Here is a 23,721-nt window from a genome sequence, read left to right on the forward strand (position 1 = left end):
CCCTGCCCGTTTCCCGCTTCGCTATGTTTATATCTTGCCATAATAAATTTATTATATCGCGGTTTTTCTTCTTATGTCAATTTTTTATTTTGTTATGCGATATTTATTGTTTTTCTACAAGCTCTATATAGTGGACAAGAAATATGAAGACAATTTATCTGAAAAGATGAGGGAGAAGATAGACAATCCCGCATATTCGGACATAACCTACTGTAAAGGGATGAACAGGTTCACGTTAAGGACTGAGAGGAAAGTAGGCATACAAATGTACGCCGCCTTACGGCGGCTCGGGCTACGCAAAACCCTAGTCGGGGTTACGCTCCTTTGTGCGTTTTTTCTCCGCCACATTTGGGGCAGGGGTCAATGCTTCGCATTGCCTTATTACCTGCCCCAAACGTCTTTTACTGCCGGAACGTTAAGCGTAATAAAGTCTGGGAAATTATTGTAAATATTGAATATGAATATATATTGACAAAATAAATAATTGGAAATAAAATATAAATAAAACTATATGGAGAAAATAATATGAATACTAAAAATATTGCAAAAACTGGTTTATTAATTTGTCTTCTATATTTTATATCAGTTGTATTATTAATTTTATTCAGTAATAATATAACAATAAATATTATGGAAATTATTACGATGCTTTCAGGAATATATATGGTATTACTTATAATTTCACTACCTGTTGATAATAAAATAAAACATAATATTTATAGATTGTTGGCCATTATTTTCGTTTCATCATGTATGCTTCTTACTAATTTAATACATTGGATAAATATAATTGTAATAAAACAATTAATTAAAAATGGAATAAATATTCCTGAATATTTTAAAATAGGAACATGGCCCTCATTTATAATGGCAATAGATTATTTGGGATGGGGTTTATTTATGGGATTGGCATTTATTTTTTCTGGTTTTATGTTAAAATTATCTATAAATATAAAATGGATATTAAGGTTAAATGGCATTTTATGTTTACTTGGGTTTTTTGGCGTTATAATAAATGAGAATTTATGGTATATGGCACCACTTGGTTATGGAATTGGTACATTAATAGTATGCATAAAATTATTAATGATGAAAAGTGAAGAATTATTGTAAATGCCAGACTTTACTTCGCCTAACGAGGCCGGTAAACGCTTCGCCACTTTGTGGTATTTTGCTCCACCACATTTTTTGCGCCCATAAAATCGCTTCGCATTTTTCCTTATCGGGCGTAAAAAACGTCATATACAGCCGGAACGTTACACGAAATATCTCTTGCAATGGTATTAAAATAAAATAAAGAAAAAAATAAAGGAAAAAAAGCATAAAATTGTAAGAAATTCTTTTTGCCCCCGCATAAAAACGGCGCACGCAGTGCGTCTTTGGAATGATTCGGCATGGCGTAGCGCAAATAAAATCCCCATTTTCCAACAAATGTGGGAGCTGTCCAAAAAGAATTTTAAACCACGGAGTACACGGAGTTTTTGTACGAAAATCTTCTCTTCCTCCGTGTAACTCCGTGGTTATATTCTTACTTCTTGGACATCCCCCAGCGTGCGCCGTTTATTCGTCTTTCCGTGCCGTCCTGGCGCATCGGAAAAGAACGGATTCTGTTCAGATTTCGCTTCAGCGCAGAAAACTTCATAGCGCGTTACCCCTGTACTTTTTTATGATTTTTATTGACAAAAATTACAAATTAAAGGATAATTGAATAAAAGTGGGATTTTTAAGTTCCATAATATCTAGACAGGAGTAACAAAAGATGAAGGTAAAACAATCATTAAACGTGGTTTTAACGGTTATTTCTCTGGCGGGAATGTTGGCAGGCACAGTATCGGTGTCAATTATTTTTATATCGCAAATGCGCTCTATGACTACCAAACAGATGGAAACCTACATTCAGGAGCAGACATCAGCCATTCAAAATAATCTGATTCTGACCTTTGCCGCCTATGAACAGGCGCTCAAGCATACAACATCAGCCATAGCTGCCCTCTATGCAAGATCGGGCGCGCGCAGCCTTGATGACAGCGCAATTCCAAAGGATGATTTGGCCGCCCTTTTTTTACGAAATAGGAGCGTCCTAAAAAACGCGACACAAATGTATATGGGAAACAACATACCCACTTTTGAGCCGGGAAGTTATATTGTCTTTTCTCCGCACTGGAATCCCCCCGATAAGTATGATCAACGGGCAAGAGCGTGGTTCAAGGACGCGAAAGCCCGCCCCGGGGATGTAATTTACACCGATCCCTACACGGCTTTGGCAACCCAAACCTTCTCAACTTCCCTTACCACCATCATATACGATAACAACAAAAATGATCTGGGCGTTATTGGTACGGATATAGCGATTAGTTCACTGACAGATATTGTGAACGAAAAAAACCATATTGAAGGAATGGAAAGCTGGCTGCTTAACAAAGATGGACTTTTTATCAGCAACAAAGACCATGAAAAGGTAATGAAAGTTAATTTTTTTGAGGATCAGGGCATTGAACAGTACAAGGACAGCGTATTGAAAAACGAAACGTTTTACGCGATGGACAGTAAATACATAATCTCATCATCGCTAATTCCGGGGCCGAATTGGATAGTAGTTACCACCATACCGACAAGCGTGGTATTCGCGGAGTTAAACAGGGTTCAATTATCAGCCATAATCTTTGTTTCAATTCTAATAGTTGTACTTTTGTTTATTATGATATTTGTTATCCGCGGCATTACCAAACCTATTACAATTATTACAGGCGCGCTTAAAAAAATATCCGAAGGCGATCTGACGCAGAGCATCAATGTCAAAGCTAAAAATGAAATCGGCGAACTTGCCCAAGACTTTAACTCAACAATGGATAAAATCAAAACCATGATTGGCATCATCAAGAAAGAAGTGACAAATCTGTCTAATATAGGCAATGACCTTTCCAGCAACATGACCGAGACCGCCGCCTCGATAAATGAAATTACCGCAAACATTCAGAGCATTAAGGGGCGCGTCATAAACCAGAGCGCCAGCGTTACTGTAACCAACTCCACAATGGAAAAAGTTGTCGCCGACATCAATAAACTCAACGGTAATGTTGAAAATCAAGGACGCAATATTTCTCAGTCTTCGTCCGCCATTGAGGAAATGGTCGCCAACATCAATTCTGTTACCGGCACGCTGATCAACAACACTGCTAATGTTAAGACCCTCAAGGAAGCCTCCGAAGCGGGGCACAACGGATTGCAGGAAGTAGCAACAAACATTCAGGAAATATCGCGCCAATCAGAAGGCTTATTGGAAATTAACGCGGTAATGGAAAACATCGCAAGCCAGACAAATCTGCTTTCGATGAACGCAGCGATAGAAGCCGCTCACGCCGGAGAAGCGGGCAAAGGATTTGCCGTAGTTGCCGCCGAAATCCGCAAACTTGCGGAAAGTTCCAGCAATCAGTCCAAAACAATCGGCACGGTGTTGAAAAAGATAACGGAATCAATAAAAAAAATTACCAGTTCCACCGATACCGTACTTAAAAGGTTTGATGCGATAGACACAAGTGTTAAAACCGTTTCGGATCAGGAAGAAAATATCCGCAACTCGATGGAAGAACAGAGCGAGGGAAGTAAACAACTCTTGCAAAGCGTCGGCGGTTTGAAGGAAAATACACAGCAGGTAAAAAGCGGCTCAGAAGAAATGCTTGAAGGAAGCAAAGAAGTAGTACACGAGAGCCAGAATCTTGAAAAGATAACGCAGGAAATTGAAAGCGGCATGAGCGAAATGGCAACGGGTGCGGATCAGATTAATATAGCTGTACATAGTGTCAGTGATATGTCAAACAAGAACCGTGCGGCTATTGACAACTTGATGAAAGAAGTTTCACGGTTCAAGGTGGAATAGATAATCGGAACACATTACAGTAGCTTCAATTGGCTTAATTTGGATTCCTTTGAATTTTACCACGAACCAACACGAACAACAAGATTTTGACTAAAAGTTCGTGTTTTTCGTGTGGTTCGTGGTAGAAATTTTTCTTTAAGATTAGTAAATTATGATAAAATATATGCATAAATCGGAGGTGAATTAATATGGGAAAAAATATTTTTAATGTAAAGCCAATTAGTAGGGGAAAATTTGAAATAGAAAACACTCCTATTGGCATAATAGAATTCGAATCTGCCAAGGAAGGGGATATAATTAAAATTTGTACGGATAATCATAATCTTGGAATAACTGCTGAATATGCATGGATACAATATAAATATCCGGATTATGAACGGATAAAACAGGAATTGATTAAAATTAAATTAAATGGGTCTGATGTTGCGTGTGATATTCTTACCATTGGAAAAAGAAAATTATCAGCAGAAGAACCTGATATTAAAAAGGTATTTTTTGACATTTCTGACTTTTTTGATAATCCTGTTAAGTAGAATGAATGTTAATATTTTAATATAATGAGACAATTCAAATATTGATTCTTTTCATAAAATTGTGTTATACTTGCAAGTTAAGAGGAAAAAAATGAAAGAAAAACAAACTGAGGAACGCAGAACCTCAATAAAAACTCGTTATATTATTTTCTCCGTAATTCTTTTTTTGGTTATTTTTATTGGTGGGAGCGTAGCTTTTGCTTTTTCAATGTGGCAAACTCTCCATAACACTGCCGGGTACGAACTGTGGGACGAGATGGAACTTCAAAAAGCCAAACTGGAAACATCGGTAAACAGCGAAATCGCCATTGCCATTAAAATGACGACTTCCCCTGTGATACAGCGCCACTTTCTCAACCCTACTGACGCCAACCTGAAAGGAATTGCCTTTGAAGAGATAGACGGATACCGTCGGTCGTTCAAAAGCCAATCGGTTTTCTGGTGCAGCGATGTTGACAAAGAATTTTATTTTGCCGCGGATAATCATTTTCCGCTTGACGCCGAAAACCCCGATAACTATTGGTATAAAATGACTCTGTACCAAACGGAAAAATATAATTTTAACATCAACTATAACGCGGAACTAAAACAGACAATGCTGTTTATCAACGCGCCGGTTTTTGACGCGCAGCATAAGCCAATAGGCCTTGTGGGAACAGGTATCGACCTTACGGAATTTGTCAACAATATTTATCAGAATTATAAAGGCAGCGCGAATTTATACCTCTTTAACGATTTAGGGGAAATAACCGGCAGTAAGGACGTTAATCTTGTTACCAATAAAACAAAGCTGGATAAAGCCCTGGGAAATACCGGCGCTGAAATTCTTGAAAAGGTAAAAATAAACGAATCTCAATTTTTCAACGTAGCCGAAGGCGTGGCGGCTTTGGTTAGCGTACCTACCCTTAACTGGCATATTGTCGCTATTCAACCACTTTCCATTAAAGATGCCCTGAAAGGCAATATGACAATCCTCTTCCTGTTGATGATGGCTGTCATAATGGCTATTTTAGTAATTTCTTTTATATTTCTAAGCGGTACGCTCAAACCTTTGAATAACATGGTACTGACGCTGGACAAAATAGCGGAAGATGGGGATCTAACGCGTCGGGTTGAATTCAAACACATGGACGAAATAGGCGTACTCGCGCATGACTTTGACTTTATGATGGATAGAATTAAAAACCTTGTAGGGGTAATCAAATACAAAATCAACGCGCTTACCAATACAGGTCATGAGCTTTCCACAAATATGGCAAAAACTTCTAAAGCGGTTGACGATATTTCAACTAATTTTGAAGGAATGAAAAACATGACGGCCAAACAGGACAAAAGCGCCGCTGAAGCGCGTGGGGCGGCAAAAAATATTCAAAATAACATTGTAAGCCTGAATACCCAGATAGAAAGCCTGTCCAAAAATATCAATACATCATCTTCCGCGGTTGAAGAAATGACAGCTAACATTAATTCGGTAACCAGAACTTTGGTTGAAAACAGCAAAAATGTCGGCAGTTTAACGGAAGCGTCTGAAAACGGCAAAACGGGGCTTCAAACGGTAGCGGAAAAGATAAAGGATATTGCGCAGGACTCCGAGGGGCTTTTGCAGATAAACGCGGTCATGGATAATATCGCAAGCCAGACAAATCTGCTTTCGATGAATGCGGCAATTGAGGCCGCCCACGCAGGAGAAGCCGGAAGAGGGTTTGCCGTAGTCGCCGATGAAATTCGCAAACTTGCCGAATCATCTGCAAAGCAGTCAAAGACAACCGCGGCGATGTTGAAAAAGATAAAAACTTCCATAGACAGCATAACCGTATCTGCCAATGAGGTTCTTTCCCGTTTCGGCGTTATTGATGACGAGGTAAAGACGGTTTCGCAACATGAACAAAACATCCGCAACGCGATGCAAGAACAGGAAGAGGGAGGAAAGCAAATACTGGAATCCATGCTACACCTGAAAGAAATAAGCGTAACGGTTAAAAAAGGGTCGGAAGAAATGTTGGCATCAGGCGATAGCCTGAATAAACAAACGGACGATTTCATTAATATCAGCAATAGCGTGGTAAATGGCATGAACCAAATAGTGAACGGCGCCATGCAGGAAATAAAATCCGCCGTAACCCTTGTAGATGAAATGAGTACCGAGAATGGCCGGAACTTTGATGATCTTAAAGTTGAATCAGAAAAATTCAAGGTTGAATCGGGCAATGAAAAGAAAAAGGTCATCGTAATTGATGATGAAGAGACCGTTCTTACACTGACAAAATCCATGCTGGAGAAAAATTATGACGTTACCACGGTCAATTCCGGTAAAGGGGCTTTAAACTTGTTCTTCCAGGGGTATACTCCCAATGTGGTGTTATTGGATTTGAATATGCCTGAAATGGGCGGATGGGATACTTACATCAGGATACGTGATTTAACCAAATTACACAACGTGCCTATAGCGATTTACACGACTTCTGAAAACCCGCAGGATCAGGCAAAAGCGCGTGAAATGGGATCGGTTGATTACATTAAGAAGCCGGTTAAAAAAGAAGAGTTGATAAACAGGATAGAGAGGATTCTTAAAAAAGCGTAAGACACACGATGAATGTTTGCATAACTCCGCGCCGGTTTACCGGTACTTTTAAAATCCCCGCTTCAAAATCCCACACCATCAGGCAATTACTGATAGCCTCTCTTGCGGACGGCGAATCAGTAATAGAATACCCGCTTGATTCATTGGATACCCGCTCGTGTCTCTGCGCCTGCAAGGCTTTCGGCGCGGAAATAGCGGAACAGCGTAACGGAGATGAAATAACAAGTTGGAAAATACGGGGTAATAACGGTTTTAAAAACGGGGTAGACCCGCGCACTTTAATCGACGTGGGCAATTCCGGCACTACTCTTTACCTTGCGCTTGCCGTTGCCGGCCTTCAGCAAAAACCAATTGAGTTTACAGGCGATGAACAGATCCAAAAACGCAGCGCTGCCCCCCTTCTTGACGCGTTGGCCGGTCTTGGGGTTAATTCTAGGAGTAATGATGGATGCGCCCCAATAACGATTAGCGGCCCATGGAAAGGCGGGAAAGTGAGCCTACCGTGCCATACAAGCCAGTACTTATCGGCAATTTTAATTGCCGCTCCGTTAGCCCCCGCCGGTACTGTCACCGAAATCGAAGTCCCCATTCTTAACGAAAAACCGTATATTGAGATGACTCTTTCCTATTTAAAGGCCCACGGTATTCCTTACAGTACTGGCGGTTCAGTAACCAGCGGTTTAGCAACCGAGATGGATTTTTCATTTTTTTCCATTACCGGTGGCTCCTCATGGAAGGCGTTTTCTTCCTCAGTACCGGGTGATTTTTCATCCGCCGCATTCCCTGCCGCCGCCGCCGCGATTACCGGAGGCCCTGTAACATTGCTCGGTCTTGACCGGCAGGACACTCAGGGAGACAAATTTTTCTTTGAAATGCTGAGTAAAATGGGCTGTGATATTCAATATAATGACAACGGCGAAAACAATCAGTCTATTACAGTCTCCCGCAACAGTTCCCTTCGCGGCGGAACTTTCGATCTTAACAAAACGCCCGATTTGCTCCCTGCGGCGGCGGTTACTGCCGCTTTTGCGGACGGAGACACTAGACTTATCAATGTCGCCCATGCCCGTATCAAAGAAACAGACCGCATTGCCGTAATGATGAAAGAGTTAGCAAAACTTGGAATACGCTGTACTGAATTACCGGATGGCTTAATTATTCACGGAAAAGGCGCATTGTCTCCCATTAAAAATCCTGTTATTGACGGCCACGGCGACCATCGAATTGTTATGTCTTTTGCCGCAGCCGCTCTTGGCAGTCCTTATCCTCTCGAAATAACTACCGCCGAATCTGCGGCTGTAACATATCCCGGTTTTATAGAAAAAGTTATTCGTTAGTTCTAAAATTTCATGCTTTATTATAGATATTTATTGACGGTAGCGGATAATGAGAGTATTATTGTTATAATAGAATTGCATTTGAGACAAAGTTTTTAGCGCAGTAATAATATTAAATTAATTCTTTATTTATGGAGGTTTTTTATGAAAAACACAAAAAAGTTGTGTCTCTTGGCTCTTTTTGTAGCTGTTTGTGTCGTTGTCTTTGCCTGTGCGACAAGCGGCAAAATTACTACCTATGACTCGACAGCCACAAGTTGGGACTGGTTAGTCAACGGCGACAAGGATAATGGCGGAACATCCACTATTACTATGACCGAGGGCACTCAGGAAGGTATGCCCGCCTACAGTTTTAAGGGCAACATAACCAACAAGTACGAGTATGGCTTTGTTAATGTTAAGCTGTACCCCGATCCAAAAACCCTGGACATACTTAAAACCATTTCTGCTTTTTCATTCAGGATTTTAGGCGACGGCGACCGTTATGCGGTAAAAATTACAACATCTGATGTAACGGATTACGCGTATTATGAGTATGCTTTTGACACGGTAGAAGGCCAGCCTGTAACGATTATAGTGCCGGTAGAGTACCTTATGCAGCCTTCCTGGGGTAAAACAGTAGGGACATCTGTCAATCTTGCCAACGCTCAATTTATTGAATTCCAGACCACCCGCAACGGCAGTCCCGGTCCATTTGAATTTAAACTTTGGGATGTAAGACTGTATAGCGGCGGCGTTCCTAATGAAAAAGATGTCAATAAATCAAAACCAAAGGCGGCGGCTCCTGCGGCGGCTAAGGGAATTGGCGGCGATCTGGGCGCTTTCGCCCTCAATTTAAATGACAATTTCCAGTATGGCGACGGTTATCAGGGCGTACTCTCCGACAGGCGTTTGTTTAATGGGCATAAAATTGTACCGGGCGAGAGCTATACCTTAAAAATAACTTACACGACAAGCCGCGACTTGGAGGACATTGTACTGGTTGGTTTGGTCGATACCACTCCGGCGGCAAGTTACTGGAAATCCCTTTCATGGCTTGGTGATGAGGGTATGGCGGAGATTAAAAAATCCAAGGCTGGCGAAGTAGTTTCCGCGACTATAACCTTCAAGACTGTAGCAGAGGCGACCGGCACGTCAGGCAGCGCCAATGCGTTAGTGTTTTTAACCAAGGGTGAAGGCAAAAAAGGAGTGGCAAATTCCGGCAAACAAAAGGCGGTAACATTAAACTTTACCGAATTTGTTTTTAAGCAGGAATAGATATTTATTGACGGTAGCGGATAATAAGGGTATTATTATCATAATAGAATTGATCTTGAGACAAGTACAATTCTAATATTAATTTATTTCTTTATGGAGGTTTTTATGAAAAAATCAAGAACAGTATCTTTGATACTCTGCATGGCGCTTATGACGCTGGTTACTTCAGTTGCATGGGCAAAAATCACCACTTATGACAAAACTCTAAAGTGGACATGGACAGTCAACGGCGATGAGGATAATGGAGGCTCGTCCACCATTACCATGACCGAAGGCAAGGAAAAGAATTTGGCTGCCTACAGTTTTAAAGGGAACATAACCAATAAATACGAGTATGGCTTTGTTAATGTTAAAGTAACTCCTGATGCGGCGACTCTGGACATACTCAAAAAGTGTACCGGCTTTTCGTTTATGATTATGGGCGATGGAGACGATTATGCCGTTAAAATCACCACATCAGACGTAAAAGATTATGCTTATTATGAGTATAGGTTTCCTACTGTAAAAGGTCAGCCTATAAAGGTCGTTGTGCCGATAGAATTCCTGATGCAGCCTTCATGGGGGAAATCGATAGGGGCGAAGGTTAATACTGAGCTGGCTCAGTTTATTGAGTTCCAGACTACCCGCAACGGCAGTCCCGGCCCATTTGAATTTAAATTGTGGGATGTCAAGCTTTATTCAGGCGGTACTCCCGAGTTGACTAAGGCTGAAAAGGCAGCCAATGACAAAGCTGCAAAAGACGCGGCGGCGGCTGAGGCGAAGATGGCAAAGCCGGTTGGCGGCGAATTAACTGGTGTTGTATGGAATATTGTTGACAATTTTGAATACGCGAACGGCTATATGATCTATTTTAATGATCCTCGCGTATTTAATGGAAATAAGATCAATAAAGGAGATACCTATACATTAAAATTCACCTGTACTGCAAGCCGCGATATGGAAGCTGAAATGAGGATTTACTTAGTAGATCATACTCCGGCGGCAAATTATCATACTGAACTTTGCCCGCAAGTAATAGTTCCCGGCTCGAAGCTTAAAGCTGGCGTGCCATTCTCCGCGGAAATAACGCTTGTCGTGAATAAAAGCTCGACAAGCACAAAACCTGAAGCAAATTTGATAGGAATGGAAACGGAAGGCGCTGGCAAAAAAGGCGTTAAGGGTTCCGGTGTACAAAAAGGGTTTACTATAACTTTTAGCGAATTTGTTTTTACTAAAAAATAATAAAACACGTATATCACCTCACACAGAGGATTGTTCTGACCACTTAAAGTGGTCAGAACTAACGCGGTAAACGTCATTAAAACGCCGTTTATCTCCATGTAAAATAATTCCTTTGTGTGAGGTTTAAAGAGCTTTTATGGAAGGCCACAAATAATGAAAAAATTTTTGCTATGCTTGTTTATCCCTGTCCTGTTGGCAGTATCATGCCATTCGGCTTCTGTTTCGCAAAAAGAGGCGGTTAATCTTTCATATAAGCCAAAAGTTCCAGATACAAAAAATGATTACGCTCCACAGCCGATGTCTGATAAAACAGCCTTCGATTATTTTCGTGATGAAGGACTGCTTGTCGGTTGGAATGTCGGGAACAGTCTTGACGCCTATGTCAGCGGACGGGCAAGCGAAACCGCCTGGGGGAACCCCAAAATAAATCAGGCTCTGCTTAACGGCGTTAAACAGGCCGGTTTTAATTTAGTACGCATCCCCGTAACATGGATGGGATGGATTGGTCCCGCGCCTGATTACCATATTAATGAAAAATATATGGAACGTGTAGAAGAAGTGGTTAATATGGCGCGTAACGCCGGTCTTAAAGCGATCATCAATTTACACCACGACGGCTCAACCGTAAAAGGAAGAGATAATGGCTGGCTTTCTGTCAACAAAGCTATGGCAAGCGAAGACGGCTACAAAGAAGTAACATTTAAATTTGTACGGGTGTGGAAGCAGATAGCGGAGTATTTTAAAAATTACGGCGATTGGCTAATCTTTGAATCAATGAACGAGATTCATGACGGCAACTGGGGTTGGGGCAGTGAAAGCGTACAGAATCCTCAATATGATATTGTAAACGAATGGAATAGGCTTTTTACAAAAGTTGTAAGGGGCACCGGTTCCAATAACGCATCGCGTTATCTGGTTATTCCCGGTTATTGTACCGTAGCTAAACACACCGTCGCCAATTATTTTTGGCTGCCGCCTGACAGCGCGCCTAACAGGCAGATTGTTACTTTTCATTATTACGAGCCAAGTGAATTTGCCATAGACGGGAAACGTTCCGCTTGGGGAACGGACGGCGAAAAACAAAGAGTAGAAAATGATTTTGCCCCCTTTAAGGGAAAATTTATCGATAATAAGATTCCGGTAATTATCGGAGAAACTGGCGCGGTTTTACAGTTGCATCCGGACGACAAAGCGGTTGAAGCGCAGGCGCGCCAAAGCAGAATAAATTACTTTACCCATGTATTTGTTACCGCAAAAAAATACGGTCTTGTTCCAATTTACTGGGACAATGGGGCTATAAGAGGCAATGGGGAAAAATACGGTCTTTTTGACCGGATGACGGGTCAGCCGAATTCGACGGACAGTTCCGTCCTTATCAATATTATGATTAATAGCGTAAAATAGGAAAATTTTATGAATAAAGGCAGTTATAAAAATGGGTGAAAATAATTCTAAAATTAAAATTTTGATAACTGCCGCTGTTGTAATCGTTATTGTGGCGCTGATTATATTTGCCGTTTCAAGGAAAGAACAGGATTTTTCCGCAAAGTATGCCGGCTTTGATCTTAGCGGCGCGAGTACCGGAAGAACCAATACATATTCCCGCTACATGGAACGTTACATTGACGCGCCTGCCGGAAAGAGTGATATACCTGTCAATCTTTTCGCGTGGACTTCCGCGCAGGGAGTTTCTATTCTTGAAAATTTTGAGAATGAAGCGCGTGTTCTGCTTACGGAAGAAGTAGGTTATGTTGAGTATACGGTCAATGTTGAACAGGCGGGGCTTTATTATATAAAAATGGAATATTTCCCCGTTGAGTCAAGGGGAATCGCGATAGAACGCGCTCTTTCAATTAACGGCGAGATTCCCTTTCTTGGCGCCGACAGGCTTTCTTTCCAGCGCGTCTGGGGCGACAGTTCCAACAGCCGTTTTGACAATCAGGGTAACGAAATCCGTTCTTCCCAGGTTGAAAAGCCGCGCTGGGAAAACGCGTGGTTTAGGGATTCATTGGGTTATTTTGCGGAGCCTTATTCTTTCTATTTGCGGCAAGGCGCAAATACCATCAGGCTTACTGGCATAAATGAACCTGTAGTGATCCGTTCTCTTTCAATAAAAGCCCCTGTCAAGACGCAGAATTACCGTGATTATATTTCTAACGTAAATTTAGATAAATATAAAAACAGCCGCAGTAATTATTTATTGAGGATTCAGGGAGAAAAATCAACGCGAAGATCCGATCCATCCCTGTATCCTATTTATGATCGTTCTTCGGGAGCGACAGAACCTCCAAGCGTGGCAAGGATAAGGCTTAACATGATTGGCGGTCAAAGCTGGCGCGTGGCTGGTCAGTGGATCGAGTGGGAATTTGAAGCGCCGGAAGACGGGATGTACCGTATTTCAATTAAGGGCAGGCAAAATTACAACAGAGGTTTTGTTTCAAATCGTACTGTTATGATAAACGGGGAAATTCCCGTTCAGGAACTTTCCGCCGTGCCTTTTGTTTATAGCAATAAGTGGAATCTTATCACGTTAGGTGATAACAACGGGTATTTTTATTTTCCGTTGGAAGCTGGCCCTAATACCATTCGTATCCAGGCGACTCTGGGCGGCATGGGCGAAATGCTTAATGTTATGGAAGAAAGCGTTTTTCGCCTAAACGCGATATACCGTAAAATACTTGTATTGACGGGGCCTGAGCCGGATATTTACCGCGATTACCGCGTTGATGTCGTGTATCCAGAAGTTATTGAGGCGATGGAACTGGAGAGCAAAATACTTTTTAAACTTGTGGATGATTTAACGAACTATTCAGGAGAGCGAAGCGCTCAGGCGGCGGTAGCGTTGACCCTTGCCCGTCAGCTTGAACTTTTTGTTAGAAGGCCTGACAAAATTCCAAGAACGCTTGTCAATTTTAAAACAAATATTAGCTCTCTTGGCGACAGTTTGCTCGCCCTTTCCCAATCACAGCTTGATATTGATTACATTACAATCAGCGCCTCTGGCGCGAAATTGCCTAAGATACAAGAAAATTTCTTTGTCGCCGCTTCGCATGAAATACGCTCATTTGTCGCGTCGTTCTTTGTTGATTACAATAACCTTGGCGATTTTCACCGTAAGAGCGCCGATGTTATCAATGTTTGGATTCTAGCCGGGCGCGATCAAAGTACAATTTTAAAATCAATGATAGACGATACTTTTACTCCGTTAACCGGGATAAAAGTAAACGTAAAACTTGTAGCCGCGGACGCGGTTATGCCTGCCGTTGTAGCGGGTACGGGGCCTGATATGGCTCTTACCGTTCCGCAGGGCGATCCTGTCAATTATGCCATTCGCAGTGCGGCGGTAGATATTTCAAAGTTTCCGGATTTTGATGAGGCGGTAAAGGATTTAAGCACAAGCGTGATTGTTCCTTTTACATTTCAAGGCGGCGTATACGGTTTGCCGGAAACGCAGTATTTTCACGTAATGTTTTACAGGAAGGATATTTTTGAAGAATTAAAGCTTCCAATCCCCGATACATGGGATGAATTAATTAATATCCTGCCCGTTATTCAAAAAAACAATATGAATGTTGGCGTTCCTTCCGTCGCGACAAGCATTCAGGCCAATATCGACTTTTCAAACTTCCTAGCGCACCTATTCCAGCGCGACGGACGCATGTACAATGAAGACAACTCGCGGACTCTTTTGGACAATGAAATAGCCATAGAAGCTTTTGACGTTTACACAAAATTTTTCACCCACTATAAAACGCCCGTTGTTTACGATTTTGTAAACCGTTTCCGTACTGGCGAAATGCCGCTCGCGTTTGCGGATTATACAAATTTTAATACCCTTGAAGTATTCGCGCCTGAACTCCGCGGCCTATGGGGTTTTTCCAGAATGCCCGGCCTGCCCAGGGAAAATGGAGTAATAAACCGCTCCGTTTCAACGGGAACTCTCGCTTCCATGATTTTTTCCGGGTCGAAAAACAAAGAAGCGGCATGGAAATTTATGAAATGGTGGATCAGCGCGGATACTCAGCTTAGGTACGGACGCGAGCTTGAAAGCATCATGGGCGCCGCCGCGCGTTATCCCACAGCGAATTATGCCGCTTTTAGGCGGCTTTCCTGGGGCTCGGAACAAATGGCGGTTCTTGACGAACAGCGCAAGTGGACTGTGGGAGTGCCTGAGGTTCCCGGCGGATACTTCATTAGCCGCCATATTACAAACGCGGTGCGTAAAATTTTAAATGAAGGGCAGGATACGCGGGAAACCTTGTTGGATTACACGCTTACAATTAACGATGAGTTAATTAAAAAACGAAAAGAATTTGGTTTGGAATAGGGGGAAGGATGAATCTTTCAAGATATTTAAACAAAATAAAAGAGAAGAATAAAAGACTCATAAAAGAAATAGGCAAGAATAAAGTCTGTTATATTTTTCTGGCTCCCTATGCGATTGTATTCCTTCTTTTCTTTGTCGCTCCCGTCATAATATCGATATTTTTCAGTTTTACGTATTATAACATTCTTGAACCGCCAAAGTTTATCGGTCTGCGTAATTATATCAACCTGCTGTTAGGTGACGATGTGTTTTTAATTTCGCTTAAAAACACGTTTATTATGGCTGCGATAACGGGGCCAATCGGCTATATCGCAGCTTTTCTGTTCGCGTGGTTTATTAACGAATTGCCTCGCTATATTCGCGCCTTTGTAACTTTAATTTTCTATGCGCCGTCAATCTCCGGAGCTGTTTACATGATCTGGACATTGATATTTTCAGGCGACGCTTACGGTTACATAAACGGCATTTTAATGAACATAGGTATTATTGACCAGCCGATATTTTGGCTGACCGATCCGCGTTATATGATGCCCGTAATGCTTATAGTTATCCTATGGATGAGTTTGGGCGCGGGCTTCCTCGCGTTCCTTGCCGGTCTTTCCACGATTGATCCGACTCTTTACGAAGCTGGTCTTGTAGACGGAATTTCCAACCGCTGGCAGGAGTTGTGGTACATTACTTTGCCGAACATGAAGGGAATGTTGATGTTTGGCGCGGTCATGGCTATTACGCAATCATTCGGGGTAGCGGATGTTACAGTCGCGCTTGCCGGCTCTCCAAGCACGGATTATGCCGTGCATACCGTAGTCAACCATCTTGTTGATTACGGTTCAGTGCGTTTTGAAATGGGTTATGCTTCCGCCATTGCAACAATACTGTTTTTTACAATGATTGTAATTAATACGATTATTCAAAAAATGCTTAAACGGGTGGGGACTTAACATGGTAAAAAAGCCCAAAAAATTAGTCGGCGGCAGAAGACTTAACCGTTCATTCGGCGGCGACGCGTTTATTATTACAATCCTCACTCTTTTTGGGCTTTTCTTCGCGTATCCGCTAGTTTTTGCGATTAACAACGCGTTTAAACCGTTAAATGAAATCTTCCGTTTTCCGCCCACTCTTTTTGTCAAACGTCCGACATTAAATAATTTTCAGGATATGTTTATTCTTATGAGCAAATCATGGGTTACATTTTCACGTTACATTTTTAATACGGTATTCATTACGGTTGTCGGAACCGTCGGCTTAATTATTGTAGCTTCTATGGGCGCGTTTGTCGTTTCAAAATACAAATTCCCCGGTTCCAAAATTTTCTTTAACGGCGTAATCATAACCCTTATGTTCTCAGGCTATGTAACCGCGATTCCCAACTACCTTGTTATGGCGCGTCTTGGCTGGGTAGACACTTACCTTTCCGTAATTGTTCCCGCGTTTGCGATGCCTATGGGATTCTTCCTGTTAAAGCAGTTCATTGACACCATACCGGATACGCTATTGGAAGCGGCAAAGGTAGACGGCGCGAAAGAATTTAGAATCTTTATATGGATAATTCTGCCAATGATTAAGCCGGCGTGGCTTACCGTAATGATCTTTTCCGTTCAAAACCTTTGGAACGCGAGAGCGTCCAACTTTATTTATTCGGAACAATTAAAAACGCTGCCATACGCGCTTGGCCAGATTATCACAGGCGGCATCGCCCGCGCCGGCGTAGGAGCCGCAGTAACGCTCTTTATAATGATTGTCCCATTAGTAATGTTTATCTTTGCCCAAAGCAACGTCCTACAAACAATGGCAAGCTCAGGAATAAAGGAATAATAACAAATGAAAAAAGTTAAATTAATTTTTAAATATAAAAAACATTCTCCTAATTCCTCACTGCTCACTGCTCATTCCTCATTGTTCATTCCTAATTCTTCATTCCTCATTTCTCATTTCTCATTGCTCATTGCTAATTGCTCACTCTTCCTACTCGCCCTTATGTTATTTACCCCCGTACTATCACTCCACGCCGATCCCACCAACTACACCTACAATTATGACTATTGGCTGGAGCAAGTTTCTTCGCCCGACGCGTACCGTGTGAGCGACTATATCCTTGGAACTGATTTGGAAGTTGGCCATTTTAGGGATCCTCAGGGGTTATTTATCAGAGATAACCGCATTTATGTTTGCGATTCGGGCAATAACCGGATTTTAAAAATTGAAGTTGATGAAAAGGGCAAGCATACCGTAAAAGCGAATGTTTCTTCCGTAATCATTAACGGGGAGGAATCGCCGTTTAATTATCCTATGGATATTTTTGAAAACAGGGACGGTAATCTTTATATCGCGGACACTAATAATAGACGCGTGCTTGTGCTTGATAATAACTGGAAATATATTCATACGATTGACAAACCTGATGATGAGAGCATCGGGGAGCTTACGGAATTTCTTCCTGTAAAACTTGTCGTTGATTTCGCGAACCGCGTTTTTATTCAGGCGCGTAACATTAACAAAGGGCTTATGGAGTTTGACAGCCGTTGGGAATTTTCCGGTTATATGGGCGCGAATAAGGTAACAGTTAATCCAATTGATTATATATGGAAGCTTCTTTCTACTCAGGCGCAAAAAGAGCGCATGGACCTTTTCATTCCGACAGAGTACAGCAATGTCGCCATAGATAGGGACGGATTTATTTATGTTACCAATTCTATGGGGCAGACAGATCCTGTCAGGCGGCTTAACGCGATGGGGCAGGATATTTTAATCCGTAACGGTTATGAAGATCCTGTAGGCGATTTAGCGGTAGGTAACGCGGGAGGCATATCAGGCCGTTCACGTTTTATAGACGTAGTGGCTTTTGATAACGATTCTTACGCTTGTTTTGACAGGGCGCGCGGGCGTATTTTTATGTATGATTTTCAGGGAAACCTGTTATACGCTTTTGGCGGAGTCGGCAACCGTGAAGGCTCATTTCTACAGCCAACCGCTATTGAAAAAATGGGATACTCTTTATATGCCCTTGATTCAAGAGCAGCCACCCTTACCCGCTTTGAGCTTACCGGTTATGGAGCGTTAATTAACGAAGCGTTAAATGAATACAAAGCCGGCCATTATGAGTCATCAGCGGTAGTTTGGGAAGAAGTTTTAAAAATGAACGGAAATTATGATTTGGCTTACATTGGAATTGGGCGGGCGGCGCTTAGGGAAAAAGAATTTCAAAAAGCCATGAAGTATTATAAGTTAAAACATTACCGCGAAGGTTACGGAAAAGCTTTCCAGTTGTACCGCAAACAATGGATGGAAGAAAACCTCTGGTGGATACTTTTAATTATAGGAATTGCGGTTCTTCTGCCGCCTGTTATCAGATTCTCAATTAAAACCGTCAAGGAGATTAAGGAAGCATGAAATACCTTAACGATAAAGAATGGTGGACGCGTTTGGGAAAAACGCTTAAATACTCGCTTTATGTATGCACCCACCCGCTTGACGGTTTTTGGGATTTAACTCATGAAAAGCGCGGTTCTATCGCCGCGGCAAATATTATAATCGCTCTTGCCGTCGTGGTGGAAGTTCTTCGCCTTACATTGACAAATTTCCAGTTTGTTTCAATTAACATGGAATACTTTAACTCTGTCATTGTCGCCCTGCGAATTTTATTGCCTGTCGGGTTATGGACTGTAGCAAACTGGAGTCTTACGACTCTTATGGACGGCAAGGGTCGAATGTTTGAAATTTATATGGCCGTTTGTTACGCGCTTACGCCTTATGTGATCATCAATGCGGTTATGATAGTGTTAAGCCAAATAATTACTTTTGACGAAGGAGCGGTTTACTGGGTGCTTGCGGGTTTTTCCGCCATATGGACAGGCATACTGATCCTTGCCGGTATGATGATGGTTCACGATTATTCATTGGCGAAGACAATCGGTTCCAGTTTGCTTACCATAGTTGGAATGGGAATAATGGTTTTTATATTTGTAATTTTCTTCAGTCTTGTCAGCGACGCTGTCGCTTACTTTATATCCTTGTATAAGGAAATACTTTTTAGGGTACTATAACAGTGAGCAGTGAGAAATGAGCAGTGAAGAAAAGATGGGATTAGGGAGGAGTTAGGGGTAATGGTGAGGAGAGTTGCGGGAATTTTTATGGTTTTATTCATTCTCTTTGCTTTTGGTTCCTGCGGGAGGCAGGCGTCAAGGGCGAGGACTGTTACTCTTTTTGAAAACGACGGCAGTACGGAAGAGCTTGTTCTTGAAAATGAATATTTGCATCTTCGTTTTTTGCCGCAAACCGCTGAAATAATTCTTACGGATAAGGCAACCGGCGTGCAATGGCGTTCCAATCCAAAAGATGCCGAGAACGACCCGCTTGCCGACGTTGTGACAAAAGATTTTTTAGGCTCCCAGTTCTCTCTTGAATACGCCGATGCCGCCGGAGTTGGCATGACTTTGTATTCAAGCCTAAACAGCGTGGCGTTAGGTGTTTACGATTATTCCCTGTCGGATAATACGCTTGAAGTGCGTTATTCAATCGGCGATATTGCCCGCAGTTATATCATTCCCCCGGCGGCGCCCGAACAGAGAATGTTGCCGTTTTTAGAGCAAATGGAGCTTGAAGACAGGCGCAAGGTTGAAGCAAGTTACCGTCTCTATGACATTAACAATCTGCGCTCAAGCGACGATAAGGCAAAGCTCTTGTCCAATTACCCCGATCTCAGCCGGACAAAAATGTATGTGATACGCGATAATACGCAGGAATACATGAAGGAAACAATGGAAGAACTTTTCGCTCAGGCCGGCTACACATTCGATGACTATTCTGAAGACGCTTCCCTCTATTCTGTGCCGGAAGGCGCGGACAAACCCGCGTTTAACATAACGCTTCGTTATACGCTTGACGGCAAATCACTGGTGCTTAATGTGCCTTTTGACAGAATAGCGTACCGGTCAGCGTATCCCATAACCCAATTAAGCCTTCTGCCGTATATGGGGGCCGGGGGAGTCGATGACAAAGGCTACCTGCTTGTTCCCGACGGCAGCGGGGCGCTGATATATTTTAACAATGAAAAGCAAAATCAATTAGCGTATAACAACGACGTATACGGCTGGGATGAGGCGGCGCCGCGTGACGCGATAATCAATGACAACAAGGCGCTTTTCCCCGTATTTGGCATACAGAAAAACGGGAACGCCATGTTATGCGTCATTGAAGATGGCGCTTCGTATGCGGGAGTGCGCGCCGACATATCGGGCCGTAACAGCTCGTGGAACAATGTATATCCCCAATTTAACATAGTCCACGGCGCTAAAATGGACATTTCAGGCCGTTCTGACAGGTCGGTATACCTGTACGAAAGAAATCTGCCCGCCGGCGAAAGTATCACCCTGCGTTATACGCCCTGCGCTCAAGACGGTTATGTTGGCATGGCGAAAGAATACCGTTCATGGCTTATGAGTAAGTATCCGTCCTTGGGTAGGAGTAAGGAAAACGGCGTGCCAATCGCCATAGAGATTGTCGGCGCGGTGAATAAGACTCAGCATCGGTTTGGCATTCCGATTGATCTGCCTTTGAAACTTACCTCATATAAAGAAACTGAAGGCATGATCAATGACTTTGCCAAATGGGGCTGGAAAAATGTGAGGATAAAACTTACCGGCTGGTTTAACCGCAGCGTTGATCATTCAATACCTGGTAAAATTAAATTAATAGGCGAGCTTGGCAGTAAAAAAGACTTTAAAAAAATGACATCCGCCGCGGAGAAAAACGACTATGAAATTTTTCCCGAAGCGGATTTTCTTTTTATTAGGAATGTCAAACCGTTTGACGGTTTCGATCTTTACCGCGACGCGGCTCGCTACATAAACCGTAAACGGATAGAAAAATATCCTTTCAGTTTTGTCTGGTTTGGAGAGCGTATCCGCTGGGGCAAACTCAGTTACCTTGCCCGCCCCGCCTATATGATGTCCTTGATAGACAAATTTTCGCGTAAGTCTGCGAAATTTAATCTGCGTAACATCGCGTTCAGAAACATGGGAGCGAAACTTTCAGGCGACTACCATGAAAAGAGGCTTGTCAGCAGAGAAGCTTCAATGAAGATGAGACAGGAAAAACTTAATGAATTATCGGGTAAGGGAACCGGCGTTATGTTGAATACGGGTTACGCTTATGCCGCGCCTTGGGCAAGTTTTATTACTGACATGGCTATCGACGATCAAGGTTTCGGCATTACTGACGTTTCGGTGCCATTTTATCAGATTGTTCTTCACGGACTTGTTCCGTATTCTGGACCGGCGATAAACCTTGCCGAAGATTACACTAAAAATCTGCTTAAAACCATTGAGAGCGGCGCAGGGCTGTACTTTAGTTTTATGACCGAAGAAACTACCGTGCTGCAAGAAACAAAGTTCAGGCAATTTTATGCTAACGAATACGACAAATGGGCGCCTGACGCAAACGCCCTTTATCAAAAATTTTCCATCGATTTTGCAGGACTGTACGATCAGGCGATTACCAATCATGTCATTATATCTACGGGATTGACGCTTACCGAATATGAAGACGGAAGGCGCGTTATAGTAAACAGTACGGACAATGACGTTAATTATGACGGTGTTGTTATCAGCGCATACAGTTACGAAGTACTACGGAGGGGCAGATAATGTATATAATAAAAAAGAACGATAAATATTCCCTGACGCTTGAAGGCAAGAACGCTGTCGCGGGTTATCTGTTTATTCTGCCCTTCCTGCTCGGCCTTTTGGCGTTTCTGTTTTTGCCGATTCTGGAATCTCTGCGTATGGTATTCAGTGACGTTAATATCGACCTTGTTAAAAACGGATTCTCGATGGATTTTTCCGGTATGGAAAATTTAAAACGCGTTCTTATGATTGATCCTGAGTTTAACAGGCTGCTTGTCGAAGAAATAGGACGCATGCTCTTGATTGTCCCCGCTGTAATTATTTTCAGTCTGTTTGCCTCTCTCATACTGAATCAGGAATTTAAGGCAAGGGGCGTCGTGCGGGCGATTTTCTTTCTGCCTGTAATTCTTTCTTCCGGCATCATGATTGGGCTTGAGACCAATAATACCCTTTTAAGCAGCATGGCTGATATTATCAAAGAAGGCAATTTAATGAAATCGTCCGTTACCGGCGTGCTTGAGGAGATACTCGTTACTGAAGGCGCCGCAAGCGACTTTATGGCGTATATTTTCCAAATCATTAATCAAATTTACGATATAGCGATGGCTTCCGGCATACAGATAATTATCTTCCTTTCCGCCCTGCAAACAATTCCGCCCAGTATGTTTGAGGCGGCTAAAATTGAGGGTGCGACAAGCTGGGAGTGTTTCTGGAAAATAACGTTCCCAATGATCAGTCCCTTGATACTTGTTAATGTCGTTTACAGCGTCGTTGATTATTTTATCAGAACTGATAATCGCGTTATGGAAAAAATACGGGTAACAATGATGCAGCGTATGGAATACGGTTTTTCTACCGCAATGGCGTGGGTGTATTTTTTTACCGTTATTGTAATCATTGGCATTGCGATGTCGTTGATTTCTAAAAGGGTGTACTACTATGAATAACAATGATAAAACCGAAGGTTGGGGCGGCATATCCCGCTCATATCATCTTCAAAAAACCATTCTTGACATAGCGTATAAAATCTGCCGCGCGGTACTGCTCTTTGGCCTGTGCTTTCTTATCGTGCAGCCGTTGTTGGACAAACTCAGCGTCAGTTTTATGGAACAGCAGGATTTGTACGACAGTACGGTTGTGAGCATCCCGCGTCATTTTACGCTGTGGAATTACAAGCTGGCGGGAGAGTTGCTTGAGTTTTGGCCCGCGCTGCTGCAAACTATGATTATCATACTGGTCAGTTCTGTTTTACAGGTTTCCGCGTGTACTATGGCGGGTTACGGTTTTGCCCGTTATAAATTTCCGCTGAAAAATTTCTGGTTTATGTGCGTTATGTTGATTATTGTCGTGCCGCCTCAGACCATCATGGCTTCGCTCTATCTTAATTTCCGTTTTTTTGACATATTCGGCCTTATCCGGCTTATAACGGGCAGTCCGGCGAATCTGTTGGACAGCGCCGCCTGTTATTGGCTGCTTTCCGCTACTGGCATGGGCTTGAAAAGCGGATTGTATATTTTTATGCTCAGGCAGTATTTCCGTGGAATGCCAAAAGAACTTGAAGAAGCGGCGTGGGTGGACGGTTGCGGCAGATTCAAGACTTTTATCAGGATAATGCTTCCAGACGCGATGCCCATGCTCACATCCTGTTTTTTGTTTTCCTTTGTGTGGCAGTGGACGGATTCTTTCTACTCGACATTGTTTTTAAGTAACTATAAAATATTATCAGTAGGTTTAAGCGGGATTGCCGATAGGCTGGGCGCGTGGTGGATGTCGATGAACAGCAGCGCGGGCGCTGTTTATACGGTTGCGCCGATGGGATATACCCAGGCGATAATCGCCACCGGTATGCTGATATGCCTTGCCCCGCTTGTATTGTTGTATCTGGTGGCGCAAAAGGCCTTTGTTGAGTCATTGAGCCAGACAGGTATTAAGATGTAAGGTGACTGCGAAAGCTGGTTGGCTTTT

Annotated in this window: 16 protein-coding genes; all 16 read left to right on the forward strand. The window is 42.6% G+C overall.

Features of this window, described 5'->3' with window-relative positions; genetic code table 11:
• Window positions 1-525 precede the first annotated feature (525 nt).
• The 16 genes from ACYVRA_RS00890 to ACYVRA_RS00965 all read left to right on the forward strand — a co-directional run bounded on the left by ACYVRA_RS00890 (window position 526) and on the right by ACYVRA_RS00965 (window position 23,694).
• Window positions 526-1,113, forward strand: coding sequence for a hypothetical protein (locus ACYVRA_RS00890; protein WP_461250862.1), 588 nt, complete (start codon window positions 526-528; stop codon window positions 1,111-1,113).
• A gap of 646 nt (window positions 1,114-1,759) precedes the next feature.
• The gene (locus ACYVRA_RS00895; RefSeq protein WP_461250863.1) at window positions 1,760-3,877 is read left to right on the forward strand and encodes a methyl-accepting chemotaxis protein; all 2,118 of its coding nucleotides are present in this window, start codon (window positions 1,760-1,762) and stop codon (window positions 3,875-3,877) included.
• Window positions 3,878-4,065: 188 nt separating this feature from the next.
• Window positions 4,066-4,410, forward strand: a complete 345-nt coding sequence (locus ACYVRA_RS00900; RefSeq protein WP_461250864.1) for a hypothetical protein — start codon at window positions 4,066-4,068, stop codon at window positions 4,408-4,410.
• 91 nt (window positions 4,411-4,501) lie between these two features.
• Window positions 4,502-6,991, forward strand: a complete 2,490-nt coding sequence (locus tag ACYVRA_RS00905) for a methyl-accepting chemotaxis protein (RefSeq protein WP_461250865.1) — start codon at window positions 4,502-4,504, stop codon at window positions 6,989-6,991.
• 8 nt (window positions 6,992-6,999) lie between these two features.
• Window positions 7,000-8,328, forward strand: coding sequence for a 3-phosphoshikimate 1-carboxyvinyltransferase (gene aroA, locus ACYVRA_RS00910; protein WP_461250866.1), 1,329 nt, complete (start codon window positions 7,000-7,002; stop codon window positions 8,326-8,328).
• A gap of 144 nt (window positions 8,329-8,472) precedes the next feature.
• The gene (locus tag ACYVRA_RS00915; RefSeq protein ID WP_461250867.1) at window positions 8,473-9,585 is read left to right on the forward strand and encodes a CIA30 family protein; all 1,113 of its coding nucleotides are present in this window, start codon (window positions 8,473-8,475) and stop codon (window positions 9,583-9,585) included.
• 105 nt (window positions 9,586-9,690) lie between these two features.
• A complete protein-coding gene (locus ACYVRA_RS00920) occupies window positions 9,691-10,806 on the forward strand; it encodes a CIA30 family protein (protein WP_461250868.1) in 1,116 nt (371 codons plus the stop codon).
• A gap of 153 nt (window positions 10,807-10,959) precedes the next feature.
• A complete protein-coding gene (locus ACYVRA_RS00925; protein ID WP_461250869.1) occupies window positions 10,960-12,210 on the forward strand; it encodes a glycoside hydrolase family 5 protein in 1,251 nt (416 codons plus the stop codon).
• A 31-nt stretch (window positions 12,211-12,241) separates the two neighbouring features.
• Window positions 12,242-15,133 (forward strand): extracellular solute-binding protein, encoded by a 2,892-nt coding sequence (locus ACYVRA_RS00930; RefSeq protein WP_461250870.1) that lies wholly within the window; start codon window positions 12,242-12,244, stop codon window positions 15,131-15,133.
• Window positions 15,134-15,141: 8 nt separating this feature from the next.
• Window positions 15,142-16,074: a carbohydrate ABC transporter permease gene (locus ACYVRA_RS00935; RefSeq protein ID WP_461250871.1), complete on the forward strand. Its 933-nt coding sequence runs from the start codon at window positions 15,142-15,144 to the stop codon at window positions 16,072-16,074.
• 1 nt (window position 16,075) lies between these two features.
• Window positions 16,076-16,948: a carbohydrate ABC transporter permease gene (locus tag ACYVRA_RS00940; RefSeq protein WP_461250872.1), complete on the forward strand. Its 873-nt coding sequence runs from the start codon at window positions 16,076-16,078 to the stop codon at window positions 16,946-16,948.
• Between the two features lie 6 nt (window positions 16,949-16,954).
• Window positions 16,955-18,523 carry a hypothetical protein gene (locus tag ACYVRA_RS00945; RefSeq protein WP_461250873.1) on the forward strand — a complete coding sequence of 523 codons (1,569 nt, stop codon included), beginning with the start codon at window positions 16,955-16,957 and terminating at the stop codon, window positions 18,521-18,523.
• Window positions 18,520-19,176: a YIP1 family protein gene (locus ACYVRA_RS00950; protein ID WP_461250874.1), complete on the forward strand. Its 657-nt coding sequence runs from the start codon at window positions 18,520-18,522 to the stop codon at window positions 19,174-19,176. Before ACYVRA_RS00945 ends, ACYVRA_RS00950 begins: the two co-directional genes overlap by 4 nt.
• 60 nt (window positions 19,177-19,236) lie before the next feature.
• The gene (locus ACYVRA_RS00955; RefSeq protein WP_461250875.1) at window positions 19,237-21,777 is read left to right on the forward strand and encodes a DUF5696 domain-containing protein; all 2,541 of its coding nucleotides are present in this window, start codon (window positions 19,237-19,239) and stop codon (window positions 21,775-21,777) included.
• Window positions 21,777-22,703, forward strand: coding sequence for a carbohydrate ABC transporter permease (locus ACYVRA_RS00960; RefSeq protein ID WP_461250876.1), 927 nt, complete (start codon window positions 21,777-21,779; stop codon window positions 22,701-22,703). Before ACYVRA_RS00955 ends, ACYVRA_RS00960 begins: the two co-directional genes overlap by 1 nt.
• Window positions 22,696-23,694: a carbohydrate ABC transporter permease gene (locus ACYVRA_RS00965; RefSeq protein WP_461250877.1), complete on the forward strand. Its 999-nt coding sequence runs from the start codon at window positions 22,696-22,698 to the stop codon at window positions 23,692-23,694. The genes ACYVRA_RS00960 and ACYVRA_RS00965 overlap by 8 nt, the downstream gene beginning before the upstream one ends.
• Window positions 23,695-23,721 lie beyond the last annotated feature (27 nt).

This window comes from Treponema sp. R8-4-B8, from assembly GCF_054786175.1.